This window comes from Micromonospora sp. C51 (assembly GCF_018070435.1).
Lineage (GTDB): Bacteria > Actinomycetota > Actinomycetes > Mycobacteriales > Micromonosporaceae > Micromonospora > Micromonospora sediminimaris.
The window spans coordinates 1-17,683 of sequence record NZ_JAGPXQ010000070.1; the positions used below are offsets into that span (position 1 = coordinate 1).

Genomic DNA, 17,683 nt, shown 5'->3' on the forward strand with positions numbered 1-17,683 from the left:
ATCCGGCCGGATCGAGACCAAAACTTCTTGATCAACAGGGTCAGGGCGGGGGTGGGGTGGGGGGTTAGGCGCCAGAGGTTACGCGGTAGGCGTCGAAGACGCCGTCGACCTTGCGTACGGCGGCGAGGAGGTGGCCGAGGTGTTTCGGGTCGGCCATCTCGAAGCTGAACCGGCTCACCGCCACCCGGTCGCGGGTGGTGGTGACGGTGGCGGAGAGGATGTTGACCCGCTCCTCGGAGAGCACCCGGGTGACGTCCGCCAGCAGCTTGTGCCGGTCGAGCGCCTCCACCTGGATCGCCACCAGGAACGTCGAGGCGGAGGTGAGTTTCCAGTTCACCTCGACCACCCGCTCGCCCTGGGCGCGCAGGTCCTCCGCGTTGGCGCAGTCGTCGCGGTGCACGCTCACCCCGCCGGAACGGGTCACGAAACCGAAGACCGAGTCCGGCGGGACCGGGGTGCAGCAGCGGGCCAGCTTGATCCACACGTCGCTGACCCCGCGTACGACCACACCGGGGTCGTGGCTGGAGGCGCGGCTGCGCGGCGGGCGGGTGGCCACGGCGGTCTCGGCGATGTCCTCGGCCGCGCCCTCCTCCCCGCCGTAGGAGGCCATCAGCTTCTGCACCACGGACTGGGCGGAGACCTGACTGTCGCCGACCGCGGCGTACAGCGACGCCACGTCGGCCAGGTGCAGGTCCCGGGCGATCGCCATCAGGTTGTCGGAGGTGAGCATCCGCTGCAACGGCATGCCCTGCTTGCGCATCGCCTTGACGATCGCGTCCTTGCCCTCCTCGATCGCCTCCTCGCGGCGCTCCTTGTTGAAGTACTGCCGGATCTTCGTCCGCGCCCGGGGGCTCTTGACGAAGCCGAGCCAGTCCTGAGTCGGGCCGGCGGTGTCGGACTTCGAGGTGAAGATCTCGATCACGTCGCCGTTGGACAGCGTCGACTCCAACGGCACCAGCTTGCCGTTGACCCGCGCCCCGATGCACTTGTGCCCCACCTCGGTGTGCACCGCGTACGCGAAGTCCACCGGCGTCGACCCCGTCGGCAACGGGATCACGTCGCCCTTCGGGGTGAAGACGTACACCTCCTGGCTGGACAGGTCGAAGCGCAACGCGTCCAGGAACTCGCTGGGGTCGGCGGCCTCCCGCTGCCAGTCCAGCAGCTGCCGCAGCCAGGTCATCTCGTCGATGTGGGCCGGCGGACCGACGATCTGGGTGCCCTTGTGCTCCTTGTACTTCCAGTGCGCCGCGATGCCGAACTCCGCCGTACGGTGCATCGCGTACGTGCGGATCTGCATCTCCACCGGCTTACCGGTCGGCCCGATCACCGTGGTGTGCAGCGACTGGTACATGTTGAACTTCGGCATGGCGATGTAGTCCTTGAACCGGCCCGGCACCGGCTGCCAGTTCGCGTGGATCACCCCCAGCGCCGCGTAGCAGTCCCGCACCGTGTCGACCAGGATGCGTACGCCCACCAGGTCGTAGATGTCGTTGAAGTCCCGCCCCCGCACGATCATCTTCTGGTAGATCGAGTAGAGGTGCTTCGGCCGGCCGGTGGTCTCCGCCTTGATCTTGGCGGCCTTCAGGTCGGTCTGTACCTTCTGCGTCACCTGCCGCAGCAACGCCTCCCGCTGCGGCTGGTGCTCCCCGATCAGCCGGTTGATCTCCTCGAACCGCTTCGGGAACAACGTCCCGAACGCCAGGTCCTCCAGCTCCCACTTGATCGTGTTCATACCGAGCCGGTGGGCCAGGGGGGCGAGGATCTCCAGCGTCTCCTTCGCCTTCTGCTCCTGCTTCGGGCGCGGCAGGAAGGTCAGCGTCCGCATGTTGTGCAGCCGGTCGGCCAGCTTGATCACCAGGACGCGCGGATCCTTGGCCATGGCGACGACCATCTTGCGGATCGTCTCGGCCTTCGCCGCGTCACCGAGCTTGACCTTGTCGAGCTTGGTGACCCCGTCGACCAGCAGGGCGACCTCACCACCGAAGTCGGACCGCATCTGGTCGAGGGTGTACTCCGTGTCCTCGATGGTGTCGTGCAGCAGCGCCGCGACCAGGGTGGTGGTGTCCATGCCCAGGTTCGCCAGGATGGTCGCCACCGCGAGCGGGTGGGTGATGTAGGGGTCGCCGGACTTCCGGTACTGCCCGGAGTGCCAGCGCGCCGCCGTGTCGAAGGCCCGCTGCAACAGCCGCGCGTCGGCCTTGGGGTGATTCTCCCGGTGCGACGCGATCAGCGGCTCCAGTACCTCGCTGACCTGGGAGGACTGCCATGGCGCGTTGAACCGGGCCAACCGGGCCCGGACCCGCCGCCCGGTGGGCGCGTGGGACAGGCCGAATCCACCGGCCGTCGAGGAGTCGCCGTCCCCGGAGCCGGCGGCCGGACGAGCCGGGTCTCCGGTCCGCTGCGCCGCGCTCGACCCGCCACCCGGCGCCGCCGCGGCGCCGTTGCGGTCGGTAAGCGAGCCCTCCGCGTCACCTGTCGGGTGCACCGTGCCCTCCACCGGAGGAACGACCTCGTGGGACACCGGCCTCCTCACCGCTCGCCGGGACGACACCGACCGTGCGCCGGCCGGTCTGGTCTAGCGCCGCACAGGCGGGTAACCGCCCGGTCAGCAATGGGCAATGCTACCCCCACCCGGGGGGCCGTGCCGCTCCGCCGGACGGACCGTGCCGGGCCCGTCCGGGGCCGTCGACGCCTCAAACGGTCAACAGGGCATGCACGGGACGCGGGGCCAGTCGGTCGCGCCCGCCGAGGAAGGAGAGCTCCAGCAGCACGGTGAAACCCGCCACCGTGCCACCCGCTCGCTCCACCAGATCCAGCGTGGCCGCCGCCGTGCCGCCGGTGGCGAGCACGTCGTCGACCACCAGCACCCGGTGACCGGCGGTGAAGGCGTCCTGGTGCACTTCGAGGGTGGCCTCGCCGTACTCCAGCTCGTAGGAGGCGGCGTACGCCGGCCGGGGCAACTTGCCGGCCTTGCGCACCGGCACCACCCCGACCCCGGTCGCGTACGCGATCGCGGCGGCGACCACGAACCCGCGCGCCTCGATGCCGACCACGGCGTCGAAGGACTCCCGCCCGTGGTACGCGACGATCCCGTCGATCACGTCCCGGAAGGCGTCACCGTCGGCGAACAACGGCATCAGGTCCTTGAACATGACGCCGGGCTTGGGAAAGTCGGGCACGTCGAGCACCCGGCTGGCCACCAGCCGGGCCACCTCCGGCCCGCTGTCCCCGCGTACCCCGGTGCTGTGGGTCTCCGTCACGGCAGTTCCGCTTCCCTTCCACACGACGGCGGCGTCCCGCACACTGCTCGCACAGCATGCAGGACGCCGCCGGTACCTGTTTCTACCGGGTCGCCCCGGGCGTCCTCAGCGTCGCTTTCCGCCGCCCGGACGGTTGCCGCCACCGGGACGCCCACCCCGGGCACCGCCGGAACGCTTGCCTGCCGGCCGGGCGCCCACCTTCGGCGCGGCGGCACCGGCGAGGGCGCCGGTCTCCGCGGTGACCGGCTCCTCCTCCCGCTCGACCGGGCGCGACGGGCCACCCGCCTTGGCCGGGGCCTCGCCCCGACTGACCGTGGACCGCCGGGCCAGCACCCGCTTGTTGTGCGCCTGGATCCGCGGGTCGCGGTTCTTCAGCACCACCAGCAGCGGGGTGGCCAGGGTGATCGAGGTGAGGAAGGCCATCGCCATACCGACGAAGAGCACCAGGCCGAGGTCCTTCAGGGTGCCCGCGCCGAGCAGGCCGGCACCGATGAACAGGATGCCGCCGACCGGGAGCAGGGCGACCACCGAGGTGTTGATCGACCGCATCAGGCTCTGGTTCACGGCCAGGTTGGCCGCCTCGCCGTACGTCTGGTTGTTGTTCGCGGTGATCCCTCTGGTGTTCTCCTGCACCTTGTCGAAGACCACCACCACGTCGTACAGGGCGAAGCCCAGAATGGTGAGGAATCCGATGATCGTCGACGGGGTGACCTCGAACCCGACGATCGAGTAGAGGCCGGCGGTGAGGACCAGGTTCATCACCAGGGCGAAGATCGCCCCGACCGCCATCTGCCACTCGAAGCGCAGGACCAGGTAGACGGTCACCAGCGCCAGGAAGATCACCAGACCGAGCAGGGCCCGGTTGGTCACCTGGCTGCCCCACGCCTCGCTGACCCGGTTGCTGGCGATCTCCGCCGGGTCGATGTTGAACACCTGACCCAACGCGGTCCGGACCGCTTCGGCCTGCTCGGCGTCGAGTTCGGTGGTACGCAGCTCGTAGAACTCGTCGCCGCCACCGCCGACCTGCTGGGTGGTGACCACCCGGGCACCCTCACCCGCGGTGGCCAGCACCTCGCCCGCGCGCTCCTCCGCCTGCTCCAGGGTGCCGACGCTGGTCGGCACCTGGAACGAGTTGCCGCCGGCGAACTCGATGCCGAGGCTGAAGCCCCGGAAGATGACGCTACCGAGCGCGATCAGCACCAGCACGGCGGCGACGGTGAACCACATCTTGCGCCGGCCGACGATGTTGAGGCCGGCCTCACCTCGGTAGAGGCGGGCTGCCAGACCAGTCTCAGCCATCTCAGGCCTCCTTGACACGCTGGTTGCGGGACGGGGCCTGCTCCGACCGGGCCGGCAGTGCCCGGCCCAAACCGCTGACCCGTGGGGACAGGAACGCCTTGGTACGGGCGAACATCGTCATGATCGGATGCCGGAAGAGGAAGACCACCAGCAGGTCCAGCACCGTGGCCAGACCGAGGGCGAAGGCGAAGCCCTTCACCGTGCCGACCGAGACGATGTAGAGCACCACCGCCGACATGATCGTGATCGCGTTGGCGGAGATGATCGTCCGGCGGGCCCGGACCCAGGCCCGGGGTACCGCGCTACGCGGGCTGCGTCCCTCCCGGATCTCGTCCTTGAGGCGTTCGAAGTAGATGACGAACGAGTCCGCCGCCACACCGAGCGAGACGATGATGCCGGCGATGCCGGCGAGGGTGAGCGTGAAGCCGATCTGCCGGCCGAGCACCACCAGCGCGCCGAAGAGCAGCAACGCCGACAGGATCAGGCTCAGGAAGATCACCGAGCCGAGCAGGCGGTAGTAGAAGAACGAGTAGATGATGACCAGCAGCATGCCGATGCCGGCCGCGAGCAGACCGGCCCGCAGGTGGCTGGCGCCCAGGGTGGCGGTGACGTTCTGCTGCTCCTGCGCCTCGAAGGTGACCGGCAGGGCCCCGTAGCTGAGGTAGCCGGCCAGCTCGCTGGCCTCGGCGTTGCTGAAGTTGCCGGTGATCTGCGAGTTGCCGGTGAGCACACCCTGAATCTGCGGCGACGAGATGATCTTGTTGTCCAGCACCACGGCGACCCGGCACTTGCCCTCGTCACCGAGCGCGGACGCGTCGCACGCCTGGCCTTCGTTGTTGAACGCCTCGCGGGTCAGCGCGGTCCACTTGTCCTGGCCGGAGCCGGTGAAGTTCAGGCTGACCACCCACTGGCTGGTCTGGTCGCGCACCGCATTGGCGTCGGAGACGTCGGTGCCGAGGACCTTCGCCACGTCCAGCAGGTTCTTGGCGTACCCGCCCTCGCAGGCGACGACCTGCTGCTCCGGGTCGGAGATGGACGCCGGGGGCCGGTCGTCGAGCTGGGCGCAGCTGATCGTCGGCACGTTGAACTGCATCTGCGCCGGCAGCACCGCGACCTCGCGGCCGCTCAGCTCACCGAAGGGCTTGAGCTTGTCGGCCAGCGACGGGTCGGCGCTGAGATCGGCCGGCGCCTGCAAGCCGCTCGCCGCGGCCCACGCCTCGGCGCCGACCTTCTGCTCGACGGCGCGGCGCTGCTCCTCGATGCTCTGCGTCACCTCTTCGTCCGGCGTGGCCGACGGGGTGGGCGACGGGGTCGCCGACGGCGTCGGGGTCGGTGCGCCGCCACCCTGACCGCCAGCGTCGGGCGACGAGGAGGCTTCGGCGTCCGGCGTGGGGCTCACGGAGCCGGACGGGGTGGCCTCGGGGCTCGCGGAGCCGGACGGGGTCGCCGAAGGGCTCTCGCTCGGTGCCGGCGAGGGGATCGACCCGCTGCCGTCGGCGATCTTCAGGACCTTCCGGAACCGCAGCTCGGCGGCGCTGCCGACCTCGTTGAGCTCGCGGTTCTCGCCGGGCAGGGAGACGACGATGTTGCGGTCGCCCTCGGTGACCACCTCGGCCTCGGCCACGCCGTACGCGTTGACCCGGCTCTCGATGATCTGGCGGGCCCGCTCCAGGTTCTCCGCCGTGGGGGCGCGGCCGTCGAGGGTGTTGGTGGCCTCCAGCGTGAGCCGTGTGCCGCCGACCAGGTCAAGACCGAGGCGGGGTTCGAGCCGGTCCTTCCAGCCACCGCTGGCGCCGCCCGAGAAGAACACCAAAAGATAGAGGACGACGAAGATGGCCCCGAGCACGGCCAACTGCCGTCCCGGGCGCATCTGTCCCTGAGGTGGTGCCACGGCTGTCCTGTCTCCCTGTGGTCACGCCGCCGCGGGTGCGGCGGCGGGTCGGCCGGAATCCCCCGGCCGACGGTCTGCCTTCCGACGGCGCTCAGGCTGGCGCCGCCGCCTCCGGGGGTCGACGCGGAGCGTGGACCGGGTACGAGTCGGCGCGCCGGCGCCCGGCGTCGGCCTTCTATCCAATTGTCTCAATGCGCAATTCGAGGATGGCACCCACCCGGGGACGCGCGTGGGCACCTCCCGCCCGAACCGCCGGGGGACCGGCGACCCGGATGGGACGCGGCGTCAGTCCTTGACGGAGTCGGATTCCTCGACGGGCGACTCGACCGGGCGCTCTGCCGGGGTGACCACGCGGGCGATCGCCGGCCGGGCGTAGCGGGTCTGCACTCCGGGAGCGACCTCCAGCAGGACGCTGTCGTCCTCGACACCGGTGACCGTGCCGTAGAGCCCGCCGATGGTGACCACCTCGTCGCCCACGGAGAGGTTGGACTGCATCGATTCGGCCTCGCGGCGGCGCTTCTGCTGCGGACGGATCATCATGAAGTACATGACGCCGAAGAGCAGAGCGATCATGAGGATCGGCGTGAAGCCTCCCGCTCCGCCGCCTTCTGCTGCGTAGTGCACGGTTGTCGACCTTCCCATTGGCCGCCGGACCGGCGCGTCGGCGCCGCAACGGAGGCGGATTTTCACGTCCTGTACAGACCGCGGCGAGTCTAGTCGCTCTGCCTGGGAACGCCGAATGCGGCACAGATCACGAACAGATCACGGCTCGCCGACGTCCAGCGAGAACAGATCGGGCGCGGGAGGAGCTTCTGTGGCAAATGTACCATTCGGCGGCGTACGGCCCAGATGGTGCCAGGCGGCTTCGGTGGCCACCCGGCCGCGGGGCGTACGCGCCAGCAGCCCTGCCCGCACCAGGAACGGCTCGCAGACCTCCTCGACGGTGTCCGGCTGCTCCCCCACCGCCACGGCCAGGGTCGACAGGCCGACCGGACCACCCCGGAACGAGTCCACCAGCGCGGTCAGCACCGCCCGGTCGAGCCGGTCCAGCCCGAGGACGTCCACGTCGTACACGGTCAGGGCCGCCCGGGCGGTCGCGACGGTGACCACACCGTCGGCGCGCACCTCGGCGAAGTCGCGCACCCGGCGCAGCAGCCGGTTGGCGATCCGGGGCGTGCCCCGGGACCGGCCGGCGATCTCCGCCGCCCCGTCCTCGGTGATCGGCACCCCGAGGATCCGCGCCGAGCGGTGCAGCAGCGTCTCCAGGTCGGCCGGCGCGTAGAAATCCAGGTGCGCCACGAAGCCGAACCGGTCCCGCATCGGGCCGGTGAGCAGACCCGACCGGGTGGTCGCGCCGACCAGCGTGAACGGCTCCACGTCGAGCGGGATGGCGGTGGCGCCCGGCCCCTTGCCGACCACCACGTCGACCCGGAAGTCCTCCATCGCGCTGTAGAGCAACTCCTCCGCCGGCCTGGCGATCCGGTGGATCTCGTCGATGAAGAGCACGTCCCCCTCGGCCAGGCTGGTCAGGATCGCCGCCAGGTCACCGGAGCGTTCGATCGCCGGCCCGCTGGTCACCCGGATCCCGGTACCCAGCTCGGCGGCCACGATGTTGGCGAGGCTGGTCTTGCCCAGGCCCGGCGGGCCCGAGAGCAGGATGTGGTCGGGCGGCGAGCCGCGCCGCATGGCGCCCTGAAGCAGCAGGTCGAGCTGGTCGCGAACCCGGTCCTGGGCAATGAACTCGGACAGGCGCTTCGGCCGGACGCTGACCTCCGCGTCCAGCTCCGCGTCGCTGACGTACGCCGAGACCAGGTTCTCGTTGCTCATCGGGTCCGACCCAGCAGTCGGATGGCCTGCTTCAACAGCACCGGCACCGGCGGGGTGGGACCGTCGACGCTCTCGGCGACGGCGGCGACCGCCTGGTCGGCCTGGCCGGCCGTCCAACCGAGCCCGACCAGCGCCTGGCGGACCTGATCCGGCCAGCTGCCGCCGGTCACCCCGGCCGCGCCGTCGGCACCCACCGGCACCGGGCCGATACGGTCGCGCAGCTCCAGCACCAGTCGCTCGGCGCCCTTCTTGCCGATGCCCGGCACCCGGGTCAGCGCCGCCGTGTCGGCGTTGGCGACGGCCTTGCGTACCGCATCGGGGGTGTGCACCGCGAGCACCGCCTGGGCCAGCCGCGGGCCGACCCCGCTGGCGGTCTGCAACAGCTCGAACAGCACCTTGGCGTCGTCGTCGGCGAAGCCGTAGAGGGTGAGCGAGTCCTCCCGGACGACCAGGCTGGTGGCCAGCCGGGCCGGCTGGCCGACCCGCAGGTCGGCGAGGGTGCCGGGGGCGCACTGCACCGCCAGGCCGACCCCGCCGACCTCGATGACCGCGTGGTCCGGGCCGGTGGCGGTCACCACGCCACGCACACTGGCGATCATCTCGCTCCTCCTCGTCTGACCCGGTCCGCCGCGGCGGCCAGTTTCGAGCGGGTGCCGCCGCGCCACACGTGGCAGATGGCCAGCGCGAGGGCGTCCGCGGCGTCCGCCGGCCGGGGCGGCTCGGGCAGCCGCAGCAGCCGGGTGACCATCGCGGTCATCTGGGCCTTGTCCGCCTGGCCGGAACCGGTCACCGCCGCCTTGACCTCGCTCGGGGTGTACGTCTGCACCGGCAGCCCGGCACGCGCCCCGGCCAGCACCGCGATCCCGCTGGCCTGGGCGGTGCCCATCACCGTACGCACGTTGTGCTGGCTGAACACCCGCTCCACGGCCACGCTGTCCGGCCGGTGCTCGGCGACCAACTCGGTAAGCGAGCGGTCCAGGTGCAGCAGGCGGGTGGGCAACTCGTCGGCCGGGTCGGTGTAGACGACGTAGTAGGCGACAAGCGTGCAGGGCCGACCGGGCACCCCCTCCACCACGCCGACGCCGCACCGGGTCAGCCCCGGGTCGACGCCGAGCACCCGCACGCCGCCTCCCTCCCACCGTCAGCCAGTACGTGTGTTCGACACCCTACCGATGCGTCCGCGACGGCGCGCCACGGGACACGCCCGTGATCGCACGCCCGACGCGACCGCGACGGCCACGTTCCTGCCGAGCGCGACTCGACCGCCGTGGCGGGTGCGGCCGGGATGTAGCCGACGACCACACAGTACGGCGGGAGTATGTGCCGCCATCCCATGTGCGCCCGACCACACAGCTCGTAACTTCATGCGCCATGACGGCAGAACCCGTGGCGGTCCCCCACGTCGTGAACGTCGACCTGGCCGGTCGTACCGCCCTCGTGACGGGCGGGGGCGGCGGCATCGGCCGGGCCTGCGCTTTGCGGCTGGCCGCGGCCGGCGCCACGGTCGTGGTGGTGGACCGCAACGTCGAGGCGGCCAAGCAGGTGGCCGCCGAGGCCGGCGGCCGGGCCGAGGGGGTGGACCTCGCCGATCCGGCGGCGGTGGACGCGCTCGACGCCGACGTCGACATCGTGGTCAACAACGCCGGGCTGCAACACGTCGCACCGCTCCAGGATTTTCCGGTCGAGCGGTTCGAGTACATCCAGCGGGTGATGGTGGAGGCGCCGTTCCTGCTGATCCGGCGGGCACTGCCACACATGTACGCCCGCGGTTGGGGTCGGATCGTGAACATCTCCTCGGTGCACGGGCTGCGCGCCTCGCCCTACAAGGCCGCCTACGTCTCGGCCAAGCACGCGTTGGAGGGGCTGTCGAAGGTGGTGGCGCTGGAAGGCGCGGCGCACGGGGTGACCGCCAACTGCATCAACCCGGCGTACGTGCGCACCGCGCTGGTGGAGAGCCAGATCGCCGACCAGTCGGCCGCCCACGGCATCCCCGAGTCCGAGGTGATCGAGAAGATCATGTTGGCCCGTGCGGCGGTCAAGCGGCTGATCGAGCCGGAGGAGGTGGCGGAACTGCTGGCGTACCTCTGCTCGCCGCCGGCCGGGTTCCTCACCGGTGCCTCGATCGCGCTCGACGGGGGTTGGACGGCGAACTGACGCCGGCCACCCGCAGAATGTCCGTCATGTCGTCGCCGGTGGAGTTCCTGGAACTGCTCGCCCGGGAGGCGGCCACGGTCGAGTTCGAGGGACCGCTGGTCGCCGCCCGCTCGGCCGGGCTGCCCGCCGAGCGACTCGCCGAGTTGGAGCAGGCCAAGACGGTGGCGCTGCGGGTGCGGGCACTGCTGGAGCGCCGTCGCCGCCGGGAGAGCGAGCTGTCCGGCCTGTACGACACGGTCAGTGACCTGGCCGGGCTGCGCGACCTGGACGAGGTGCTGCGGGCGATCGTGCACCGAGCGCGGCACCTGCTCGGCGCGGACGTGGCCTACATGACGCTCGACGACGCCGAGCGCGGTGACACCTACATGCGGGTGACCGACGGCTCGGTCTCCGCCCGGTTCCAGCGGCTGCGGCTGCCGATGGGCGCCGGGCTCGGCGGTCTGGTGGCCCAGTCCGGCGCCCCGTACGTCACCGCGAACTACCCGGAGGACGAGCGGTTCCACCACACCCGGGAGATCGACGCCGGGGTGGGCGAGGAAGGGCTGGTGGCCATCCTCGGGGTGCCGCTGCGGCTCGGCTCGACAAGCATCGGCGTGCTCTACGCGGCCAACCGTTCGGCCCGGCCGTTCGCCCGCGAGGAGGTGGCGCTGCTGCTCTCGCTGGCGGCCCACGCCGCGGTGGCGATCGACACCGCGCGGTTGCTGGCCGAGACCCGCTCGGCGCTGGAGGAGTTGTCCTCGGCAAACACCACCATCCGCGCGCACAGCAGTTCGGTGGAGCGGGCCGCAGCGGCGCACGACCGGATGACCGCGCTGGTGTTGCGCGGCGGCGGGGTGGAGGACGTGGCCGCGGCGGTCACCGACGTGCTCGGTGGCGCGCTGCTGGCGCTGGACGCCGAGGGGCGGCGGCTGGCCCAGGTCGGTGAGATCGACGAGCCGGACCGGGCGGAGATCGTGGAGGCGGTCGCGGCGTCGCGGACCGAGGGACGCAGCGTACGCCGCGGCAGGTTGTGGTACGCCGCGGTGGTGGCGGGCGCGGAGAACCTGGGCGTGCTGGTGCTGCGTCCCGACGGTGAACCGGCCGACGCCGACCAGCGGATCCTGGAACGGGCGGCGCTGGTGACCGCCCTGCTGCTGCTGTTCCGGCGGACCGTCGCCGAGGCGGAGGGGCGGGTCCGGGGCGAGTTGCTCGACGATCTGATCGCCCGGCCGCTGCGCGACACCGACGCGCTGCGCAGCCGGGCGCGTCGGCTGGGCGTGGATCTGGACGCGCCGCACGTGCTGGTGGCCGTCGGCGACGACGCCATCGCCGCGACCGGCTCCGCCCGGCAACGGGTGCTCTCCTGGGCCACCACGTACGCCTCGACCCGGGGCGGGCTGGCCGCGGCGCGGGACGGCCGGGTGGCGCTGATGCTGCCCGGTCAGGACGCCGGTGGCAGCGCCCGGGCGGTGGCCCGGGACCTGTCCCGGATCACCGGCCGGCCGGTGACCGCGGGAGCCAGCGGCCCGTCGACGGGCCCGGCGTCGCTGGCCGCCGCGTTCCGGGAGGCGGACCGTTGCCTGACCGCGCTGGGCGCGCTGGGCCGGGCCGGGCAGGGGGCGAGCAGCGCCGAGCTGGGTTTCGTCGGGCTGCTGCTGGGCGCCGTCGATGACGGCGGCGACGCCGACGTGAGCCGGTTCCTCACCGCGACCATCGGGCCGGTGATCGAATACGACGCCCGGCGGGGCACCGCGTTGGTGCGGACCCTGGAGGCGTACTTCGGGGTGGGCGGCAGCCTGGCCCGGGCCGCCGAGCAGCTGCACGTGCACGTCAACACGGTGACCCAGCGTCTGGAACGGGTCGGGCAGTTGCTCGGCGCCGACTGGCAGCGGCCGGATCGGGCCCTGGAGGTGCAACTGGCCCTGCGCCTGCACCGACTGCGTACGCCGGCCGGCTGAGCGACCGTCGGACACCGTGCGCCGTGCGATGTGTCGGCGGCGCGGGTCAGCGAGCGCGAATACCGGCCAGGACGCCGTCGACCACCTTCTCCGGCAGGGTCGCCTCGTCGAGGTCCGGGTTCCAGTTCATCACCCGTTGGATGAGCATCGGGCCGGTGAGCATCGCCATCGTCACCTCGATGTCGATGTCGGTGCGCAGTTCGCCCTCGCGGACGCCACGGCGCAGTACCTCCCGCATCGCCGCCCGGCGGGGCTCCACGATGCTCTGGTAGAACGCGTACTGCTCGGGACTGCGCTTCATCTCCGGCACCAGACAGGGCATGATCTGCGCCGCGCGCGGGTCGACGTTGTGCCCGATCGCGGTCACCAGCGTGATCAGGTCTTCGCGGACGGACCCTCCGGACGGCTGCGGCGGCTCGCCCTTGAGTCGACGCAACGCGTCGCGCAGCAGCGCGTCCTTGCCCGGCCAGCGGCGGTAGATGGTGGCCTTGCCCACCCCGGCCCGCGCGGCGATCGCCTCGACCGAGATCGTCTCGATGGTGCTGCCCTCCGCGAGCAGATCCAGGGTGGCCTCGATGATCGCCTCGTCCGCGCGGACGCTGCGTGGCCGCCCGGGTGGTCGTGCAGCGTCCGCGGTGCTGGTCATCCCCTCATTGTCCCTGCCCGGGTGCGGCAGCGGCCAACCCGGGTTCGCCGATCGTCGCCGGCCCGCCGGTGGTGGCCCGGCCGGGCATGAAGCGCAGGGCCACCAGGATGCCGGCCGCGGCGACCAGCGCGGCCAGCGTGGCCGACAGATGCATGGCCGAGACGAAGGAGTCGTTGGCCGCCGCGATCAGTTGCGGGCCCGCCGGACCGAGCTGGCCGGCTGCCGCGTACGCGCCGGCGAGGGACTCACCGACTGCCGTGCCGGCTGCCGGTGGCAGATCCGCCAGGGCCGGTTCGATCCCGTTGCGGTAGCCGGCGGCCAGCACCGAGCCGATCACCGCGACGCCGAGCGCGGCGGCCACCTGCCGGATGGTGTTGCTGATCGCGGAACCCACGCCGGCCTTCTCCCGGGGCAGCGCCGACATGATCGACTCGGTGGCCGGCGGCATGATGTTGGCCATCCCGACGCCCTGTAGGAAGAAGGCGACAAGCACCAGCCAGATGGGCGTGGCGGCGTCGACGAAGGCGAACGCGCTCAACGCCACCGAGGTCAACACCAGCCCCACCACCGACACCGCCCGGCTGCCGTACCTACGGACCATGGTGGCGCTGCGCGGGGCGAAGACGAGTTGGGCGACCGCGAAGGGCAGGAAGAGCAGGCCGGTCTCGAGCGGGCTGTACCCGCGCACCAGTTGCAGGTAGAACGAGCTGAAGAACATCACGCCCATCGCGGCGAAGAAGACCAGCCCGATCATCGCCACCGGGGCGGCGAACCGGGGCACCCGGAACAGTCGGACGTCCAGCGCCGGGTGGCTGCTGCGTCGCTCGTGCCGGACGAACCAGGCCAGCACCGCGACGCCGCCGAGGATCGAGGCCCAGACCAGGGGTCGACCGAAACCGTGCTCGCCGCCGTCGATGATGCCGTAGGTGAGGGCGACCAGGCCGACCACCGAGAGCAGCACACCGAACGCGTCGATGCGGCCCGGTTCCGGGTCGCGCGACTCGGGCACCAGCAACGCGACCAGGGCCACGCCGAGCGCCACCACCGGCACGTTGATCAGGAAGACCGAGCCCCACCAGTAGTGCTCCAGCAGCAGCCCGCCGAGGACCGGCCCGATGGCCACCGCCAGACCGACCGCGCCGGCCCAGATGCCGATGGCGCGTGCTCGTTCCCGGGGGTCGAAGACGTTGGAGATGATCGACAACGTCGCCGGCATGATGGCCGCGCCGCCGATTCCCATCAGCGCCCGGGCCGCGATCAACTGGCCGGGCGTCTGCGCGTACGCCGACAGCAGTGACGCCAGGCCGAAGAGCGCGAGCCCGATCAGCAGCATTCGGCGGCGGCCGGCCCGGTCCCCCAGGACACCGAAGGTGAACAGCAGCCCGGCGAAGACCAGGGTGTAGGAGTTGATCGACCACTCCAGCTCGCCCTGGCTCGCCCCGAGCCCGTGCACCGGATCGGCCAGCGTGCGTAGCGCGACGTTGAGAATGGTGTTGTCGAGGACGACCACGAGCAGGCTGATCACCAGCACCCCGAGGATCGCCCACCTCCTCGGATGTCCGGTGTTCTCGTTCGGCTGCATCTCCGCCCCCGGTTTCGATCGGTCCCGTCCGCGTCGACTCCTGAGCGTAGGGCATTTACGATACGGAACGGGTCCGTATCGGTATGACCCGCGTCACCATGAGGGCGGCGACTTGCCTACAACACCTCGACGGCGACGGAGAGGGAGTCGAGACGCGTCACGGGTGGGACGAGCGGCTCGACCCAGCCCGGCCCGGCACCGTACACCCGGACCGCCGGGAATTCCCGGGCGAAGCGCCCGATGCGGTACGACCGGCCGGTCACCGGCGCCTGGGACCAGACCGCGACGGCGTGTGGCCGGGCCCGACCGACGGCGCTGGCCAACGCCGCCCACGGCAGCGCCGGCCCGACCAGCAGGCAGCCCCGGCCGCGCTCACGCAACGCGGCGGCCAGCGCGTGCAGTCCGAGACCGTGTTCCTCCTGTTCCGCCCCGGCCAGCAGCACGCCCCCGGTGGGCGGGCCGACGCCCGGATCGCGGCGGAACACGTCCAGGCCGGCCCGGACGCCCTCGGACAGGGCGTGCTCGACGGCGATCCCGACGGCGGTCCGCCCGGTCAGCGCGGCGAGCACCGGCACGCAGACGTCGTCCCACAGCCGCACCACTCCCCACTCCTCGGCCAGTTCGACGACCAGTGCGGCGACCCGGTTGCCGTCGAGTTCCTCGGCGGCGGCCGTCAGGCGCTTGCCCGCGACCTGCACGACCTCGGCGGGTATCGGTACCCCAGACACCAGACTTCCTCCCAGTGGACAGGTCTCCACCGGGGGATTCGTCGGGACGGCCCGCCACGGATGCGCTCGCCACGGCCTTGACCCGGCCGGCTACGTTGATGATCAACTCAGTAAGGCCGTTCCCGGAAAGGTCCCGCCATGCCCTTCGGCTTCATCCTGGCGATCGTCGCCGCCGTCATCGCGATCATCGCGGTCGCCGTCGCCCTGTTCAGCTCGCAGCGCCAGGTGCGGCAGATCGGCGTCCTGACGGCCATCGGCGCCCTGGCCGGTACGGCGATCCTCACCGTCGCGTCGAGCGCCCACTCGGTACCGATCCGCTCGGTCGGCATCGTCACCAGTTTCGGCAAGCCGACCGGTGAGGTCACCGGTTCCGGCCTGAAGTGGGTCACCCCGTGGCAGCGGGTCGGCGAGTGGGATGCCGGGCGGCAGAAGTACGACCACATCGGCAGCGACAGCTGCGTGCGGGTCCGTACCGGCACCCTCGCGGACGCGTGCGTGGAGGTGCTGGTCGAGTGGCAGGTCCAGCCCGAGAACGCCCCCCAGCAGTTCATGGACTACAAGGGTGACTTCGAGAGCTTCCGGGGGCAGCGGGTCGGCGTCCAACTCGACAGCGCGGTGAACGACGCCTTCGCCACCTACAACCCGTTGGAGCGCATCGACTCGAAGACCGGCAACCTGAACGTCGACCTCAAGCCCTTCTCGGCGAGCATCAAGTCCAACGCCGAGGGAAGGCTGGCCGACGACGTCGAGATCCTGTCGGTCACCATCACCCGGGTCAACCATGACGACAAGACCGAGGGCAACATCAAGGCGTTCCAGGACAAGCTCGCGCAGACCCGCAACCTCGAACAGGACCGTCTCAACGCCGAGATCCAGAAGCAGGTCACCGAAACCAACGCGACGGTGGACAAGGTGACCCGCTGCCTGGAGATCGCGGACAAGCACGGCAGCTCGCCGGGCCTGTGCATCAACCCGGGCATCGTCACCGGCAAGTGAGCCGGCGGCGCCGTCGCGGACAGGTCCCGCACCTCCCCCGGGTCGGGGTGGCGGGAGGCGCCCGAACGAGGCCCACAACGACTTGGTGTAGCCGGCGGACCCGGCCGGGGTGGCGGGAGGCCGGCGGACCCGGGCCGGGGACAGCGCCGCCCGCCCTCACCGGTCAGGTGATGAGGGCGGGCGGCGAGCGCCGTCAGCACACCGGCGAGCCATCCGGTGCGGCGTCGGACGGCGCGGTCAGGAGGTGAGCGCGTCGAGGGCCAGGTCGACGTCCTCGGTGGTGGAGTAGAGGTGGAACGAGGCCCGGACCCGACCGGCCCGCACCGCCGCGCGTACCCCGGCGCGTGCCAACTTCTCCTGCGCGCCGGGCACCTCGACGGTGACGATCGCGCTGTGCCCGGTCGGCTGCCCCAGACCGGTGAGGAACCGGTTGGCCAGCGCCACGTCGTACGCCCGCACCTGCTCGACGCCGATCTCCAGCAGCAGTTCCAGCGCCGGAGCGGCACCCACCCAGCTGAACCAGGCCGGCGAGAGGTCGAACCGGCGGGCGTCGTCGGCCAGCCGCAGCGGCGGCCCGTAGTAGGAGGCGTGCGGATCGCGACCCGCGTACCAACCGGCGGCGTCGGGTCGCAGCCGGTCCCGCAGCCCGGGCGCCAGGTAGGCGAACGCGGTGCCCCGGGGCGCCATCAGCCACTTGTATCCGCCGGTCACCACGACGTCCGCGCGGGCCGCGTCGAACGGCAGCCAACCGCACGCCTGGGTGGCGTCCACCGCGACGAGCGCGCCGTGGGCCCGGGCCGCCGCGACGATCTCGTCGTACGCGGCGATCGTGCCGTCGGCGGACTGCACCAGGCTGAACGCCACCAGATCCGTGTCACCGTCGATGGCGGCGGCCAGCTCGTCCAGCGGGACGGTGCGCACCTCGACGCCCCGTTCGGCCTGGACGAGCCAGGGAAACAGGTTGGAGGTGAACTCGACCTCGGGCACCAGCACCCGGGCACCGGCGGGCAGCGCGGCGGCGACCGGCGCCAGCAACTGGGAGACGGTGGCACCGACCGCCACGTCGGCGACCGGTACCGCGACCAGTTGGGCGAAGGCCGTCCGACACCTGTCGGTGGACGCGCCCCAGTCCTCCCACGATCCCTGCCCCACCCGCCAGGCGGCCAGCGCGTCCTGCAAGGCGTCCCAGGCCGGATCGGGCGGCAACCCGTAGCTGGCGGTGTTCAGCCAGCCCGGCTGCGGTTGCCACAGCTTCTGCGCCTGCTCCAGATCCACACCCCGACGCTAACCCCCCGCCGCCCCACCCCTAAGCGCCAATCCCACCCCAGTGGCCCCCCACCCACCCCAGCGGCCCCCACCCACC

At 71.7% G+C, this 17,683-nt stretch carries 15 protein-coding genes; 3 read left to right on the forward strand and 12 right to left on the reverse strand.

Annotated elements, in window-relative coordinates; translation table 11 throughout:
• Positions 1-64 precede the first annotated feature (64 nt).
• From KBX50_RS31575 to ruvC, 8 genes are all read right to left on the reverse strand, one after another.
• Positions 65-2,497, reverse strand: coding sequence for a bifunctional (p)ppGpp synthetase/guanosine-3',5'-bis(diphosphate) 3'-pyrophosphohydrolase (locus KBX50_RS31575; protein WP_210941508.1), 2,433 nt, complete (start codon positions 2,495-2,497; stop codon positions 65-67).
• Positions 2,498-2,693: 196 nt separating this feature from the next.
• Positions 2,694-3,260, reverse strand: a complete 567-nt coding sequence (locus KBX50_RS31580; protein ID WP_093404441.1) for an adenine phosphoribosyltransferase — start codon at positions 3,258-3,260, stop codon at positions 2,694-2,696.
• Between the two features lie 105 nt (positions 3,261-3,365).
• Complete coding sequence (gene secF / locus KBX50_RS31585) at positions 3,366-4,559, reverse strand: protein translocase subunit SecF (RefSeq protein ID WP_210941497.1); 1,194 nt, start codon at positions 4,557-4,559, stop codon at positions 3,366-3,368.
• Position 4,560: 1 nt separating this feature from the next.
• Positions 4,561-6,450 carry a protein translocase subunit SecD gene (gene secD, locus KBX50_RS31590; protein ID WP_210941498.1) on the reverse strand — a complete coding sequence of 630 codons (1,890 nt, stop codon included), beginning with the start codon at positions 6,448-6,450 and terminating at the stop codon, positions 4,561-4,563.
• A gap of 285 nt (positions 6,451-6,735) precedes the next feature.
• Complete coding sequence (gene yajC, locus KBX50_RS31595) at positions 6,736-7,074, reverse strand: preprotein translocase subunit YajC (protein ID WP_170863428.1); 339 nt, start codon at positions 7,072-7,074, stop codon at positions 6,736-6,738.
• A 138-nt stretch (positions 7,075-7,212) separates the two neighbouring features.
• On the reverse strand, positions 7,213-8,277 hold the full coding sequence (ruvB, locus tag KBX50_RS31600) for a Holliday junction branch migration DNA helicase RuvB (protein WP_210941499.1): 1,065 nt from the start codon (positions 8,275-8,277) through the stop codon (positions 7,213-7,215).
• A complete protein-coding gene (gene ruvA / locus KBX50_RS31605; RefSeq protein ID WP_210941500.1) occupies positions 8,274-8,876 on the reverse strand; it encodes a Holliday junction branch migration protein RuvA in 603 nt (200 codons plus the stop codon). The genes ruvB and ruvA overlap by 4 nt, the downstream gene beginning before the upstream one ends.
• Positions 8,873-9,400: a crossover junction endodeoxyribonuclease RuvC gene (ruvC, locus tag KBX50_RS31610; protein ID WP_210941501.1), complete on the reverse strand. Its 528-nt coding sequence runs from the start codon at positions 9,398-9,400 to the stop codon at positions 8,873-8,875. The genes ruvA and ruvC overlap by 4 nt, the downstream gene beginning before the upstream one ends.
• Positions 9,401-9,648: 248 nt before the next feature.
• Between ruvC and KBX50_RS31615 the strand changes: the two genes are divergently transcribed.
• Positions 9,649-10,431: a 3-hydroxybutyrate dehydrogenase gene (locus KBX50_RS31615; protein ID WP_210941502.1), complete on the forward strand. Its 783-nt coding sequence runs from the start codon at positions 9,649-9,651 to the stop codon at positions 10,429-10,431.
• A 17-nt stretch (positions 10,432-10,448) separates the two neighbouring features.
• Positions 10,449-12,368: a helix-turn-helix domain-containing protein gene (locus tag KBX50_RS31620; protein WP_210941503.1), complete on the forward strand. Its 1,920-nt coding sequence runs from the start codon at positions 10,449-10,451 to the stop codon at positions 12,366-12,368.
• A 46-nt stretch (positions 12,369-12,414) separates the two neighbouring features.
• On the opposite strand, the gene KBX50_RS31625 is transcribed toward KBX50_RS31620, so the two are convergent.
• The 3 genes from KBX50_RS31625 to KBX50_RS31635 all read right to left on the reverse strand — a co-directional run bounded on the left by KBX50_RS31625 (position 12,415) and on the right by KBX50_RS31635 (position 15,324).
• Positions 12,415-13,014 carry a TetR/AcrR family transcriptional regulator gene (locus KBX50_RS31625; protein WP_210941504.1) on the reverse strand — a complete coding sequence of 200 codons (600 nt, stop codon included), beginning with the start codon at positions 13,012-13,014 and terminating at the stop codon, positions 12,415-12,417.
• 4 nt (positions 13,015-13,018) lie between these two features.
• Entirely contained in the window at positions 13,019-14,596 is a 1,578-nt protein-coding gene (locus KBX50_RS31630) for an MFS transporter (RefSeq protein WP_210941505.1), read from the reverse strand.
• A gap of 116 nt (positions 14,597-14,712) precedes the next feature.
• Positions 14,713-15,324 (reverse strand): transcriptional regulator, encoded by a 612-nt coding sequence (locus KBX50_RS31635; protein WP_307871136.1) that lies wholly within the window; start codon positions 15,322-15,324, stop codon positions 14,713-14,715.
• 138 nt (positions 15,325-15,462) lie between these two features.
• On the opposite strand from KBX50_RS31635, the gene KBX50_RS31640 reads away from it, so the two are divergent.
• The gene (locus tag KBX50_RS31640) at positions 15,463-16,320 is read left to right on the forward strand and encodes an SPFH domain-containing protein (protein ID WP_210941506.1); all 858 of its coding nucleotides are present in this window, start codon (positions 15,463-15,465) and stop codon (positions 16,318-16,320) included.
• Between the two features lie 237 nt (positions 16,321-16,557).
• On the opposite strand, the gene KBX50_RS31645 is transcribed toward KBX50_RS31640, so the two are convergent.
• A complete protein-coding gene (locus tag KBX50_RS31645; protein ID WP_210941507.1) occupies positions 16,558-17,595 on the reverse strand; it encodes an aminotransferase class V-fold PLP-dependent enzyme in 1,038 nt (345 codons plus the stop codon).
• Positions 17,596-17,683 lie beyond the last annotated feature (88 nt).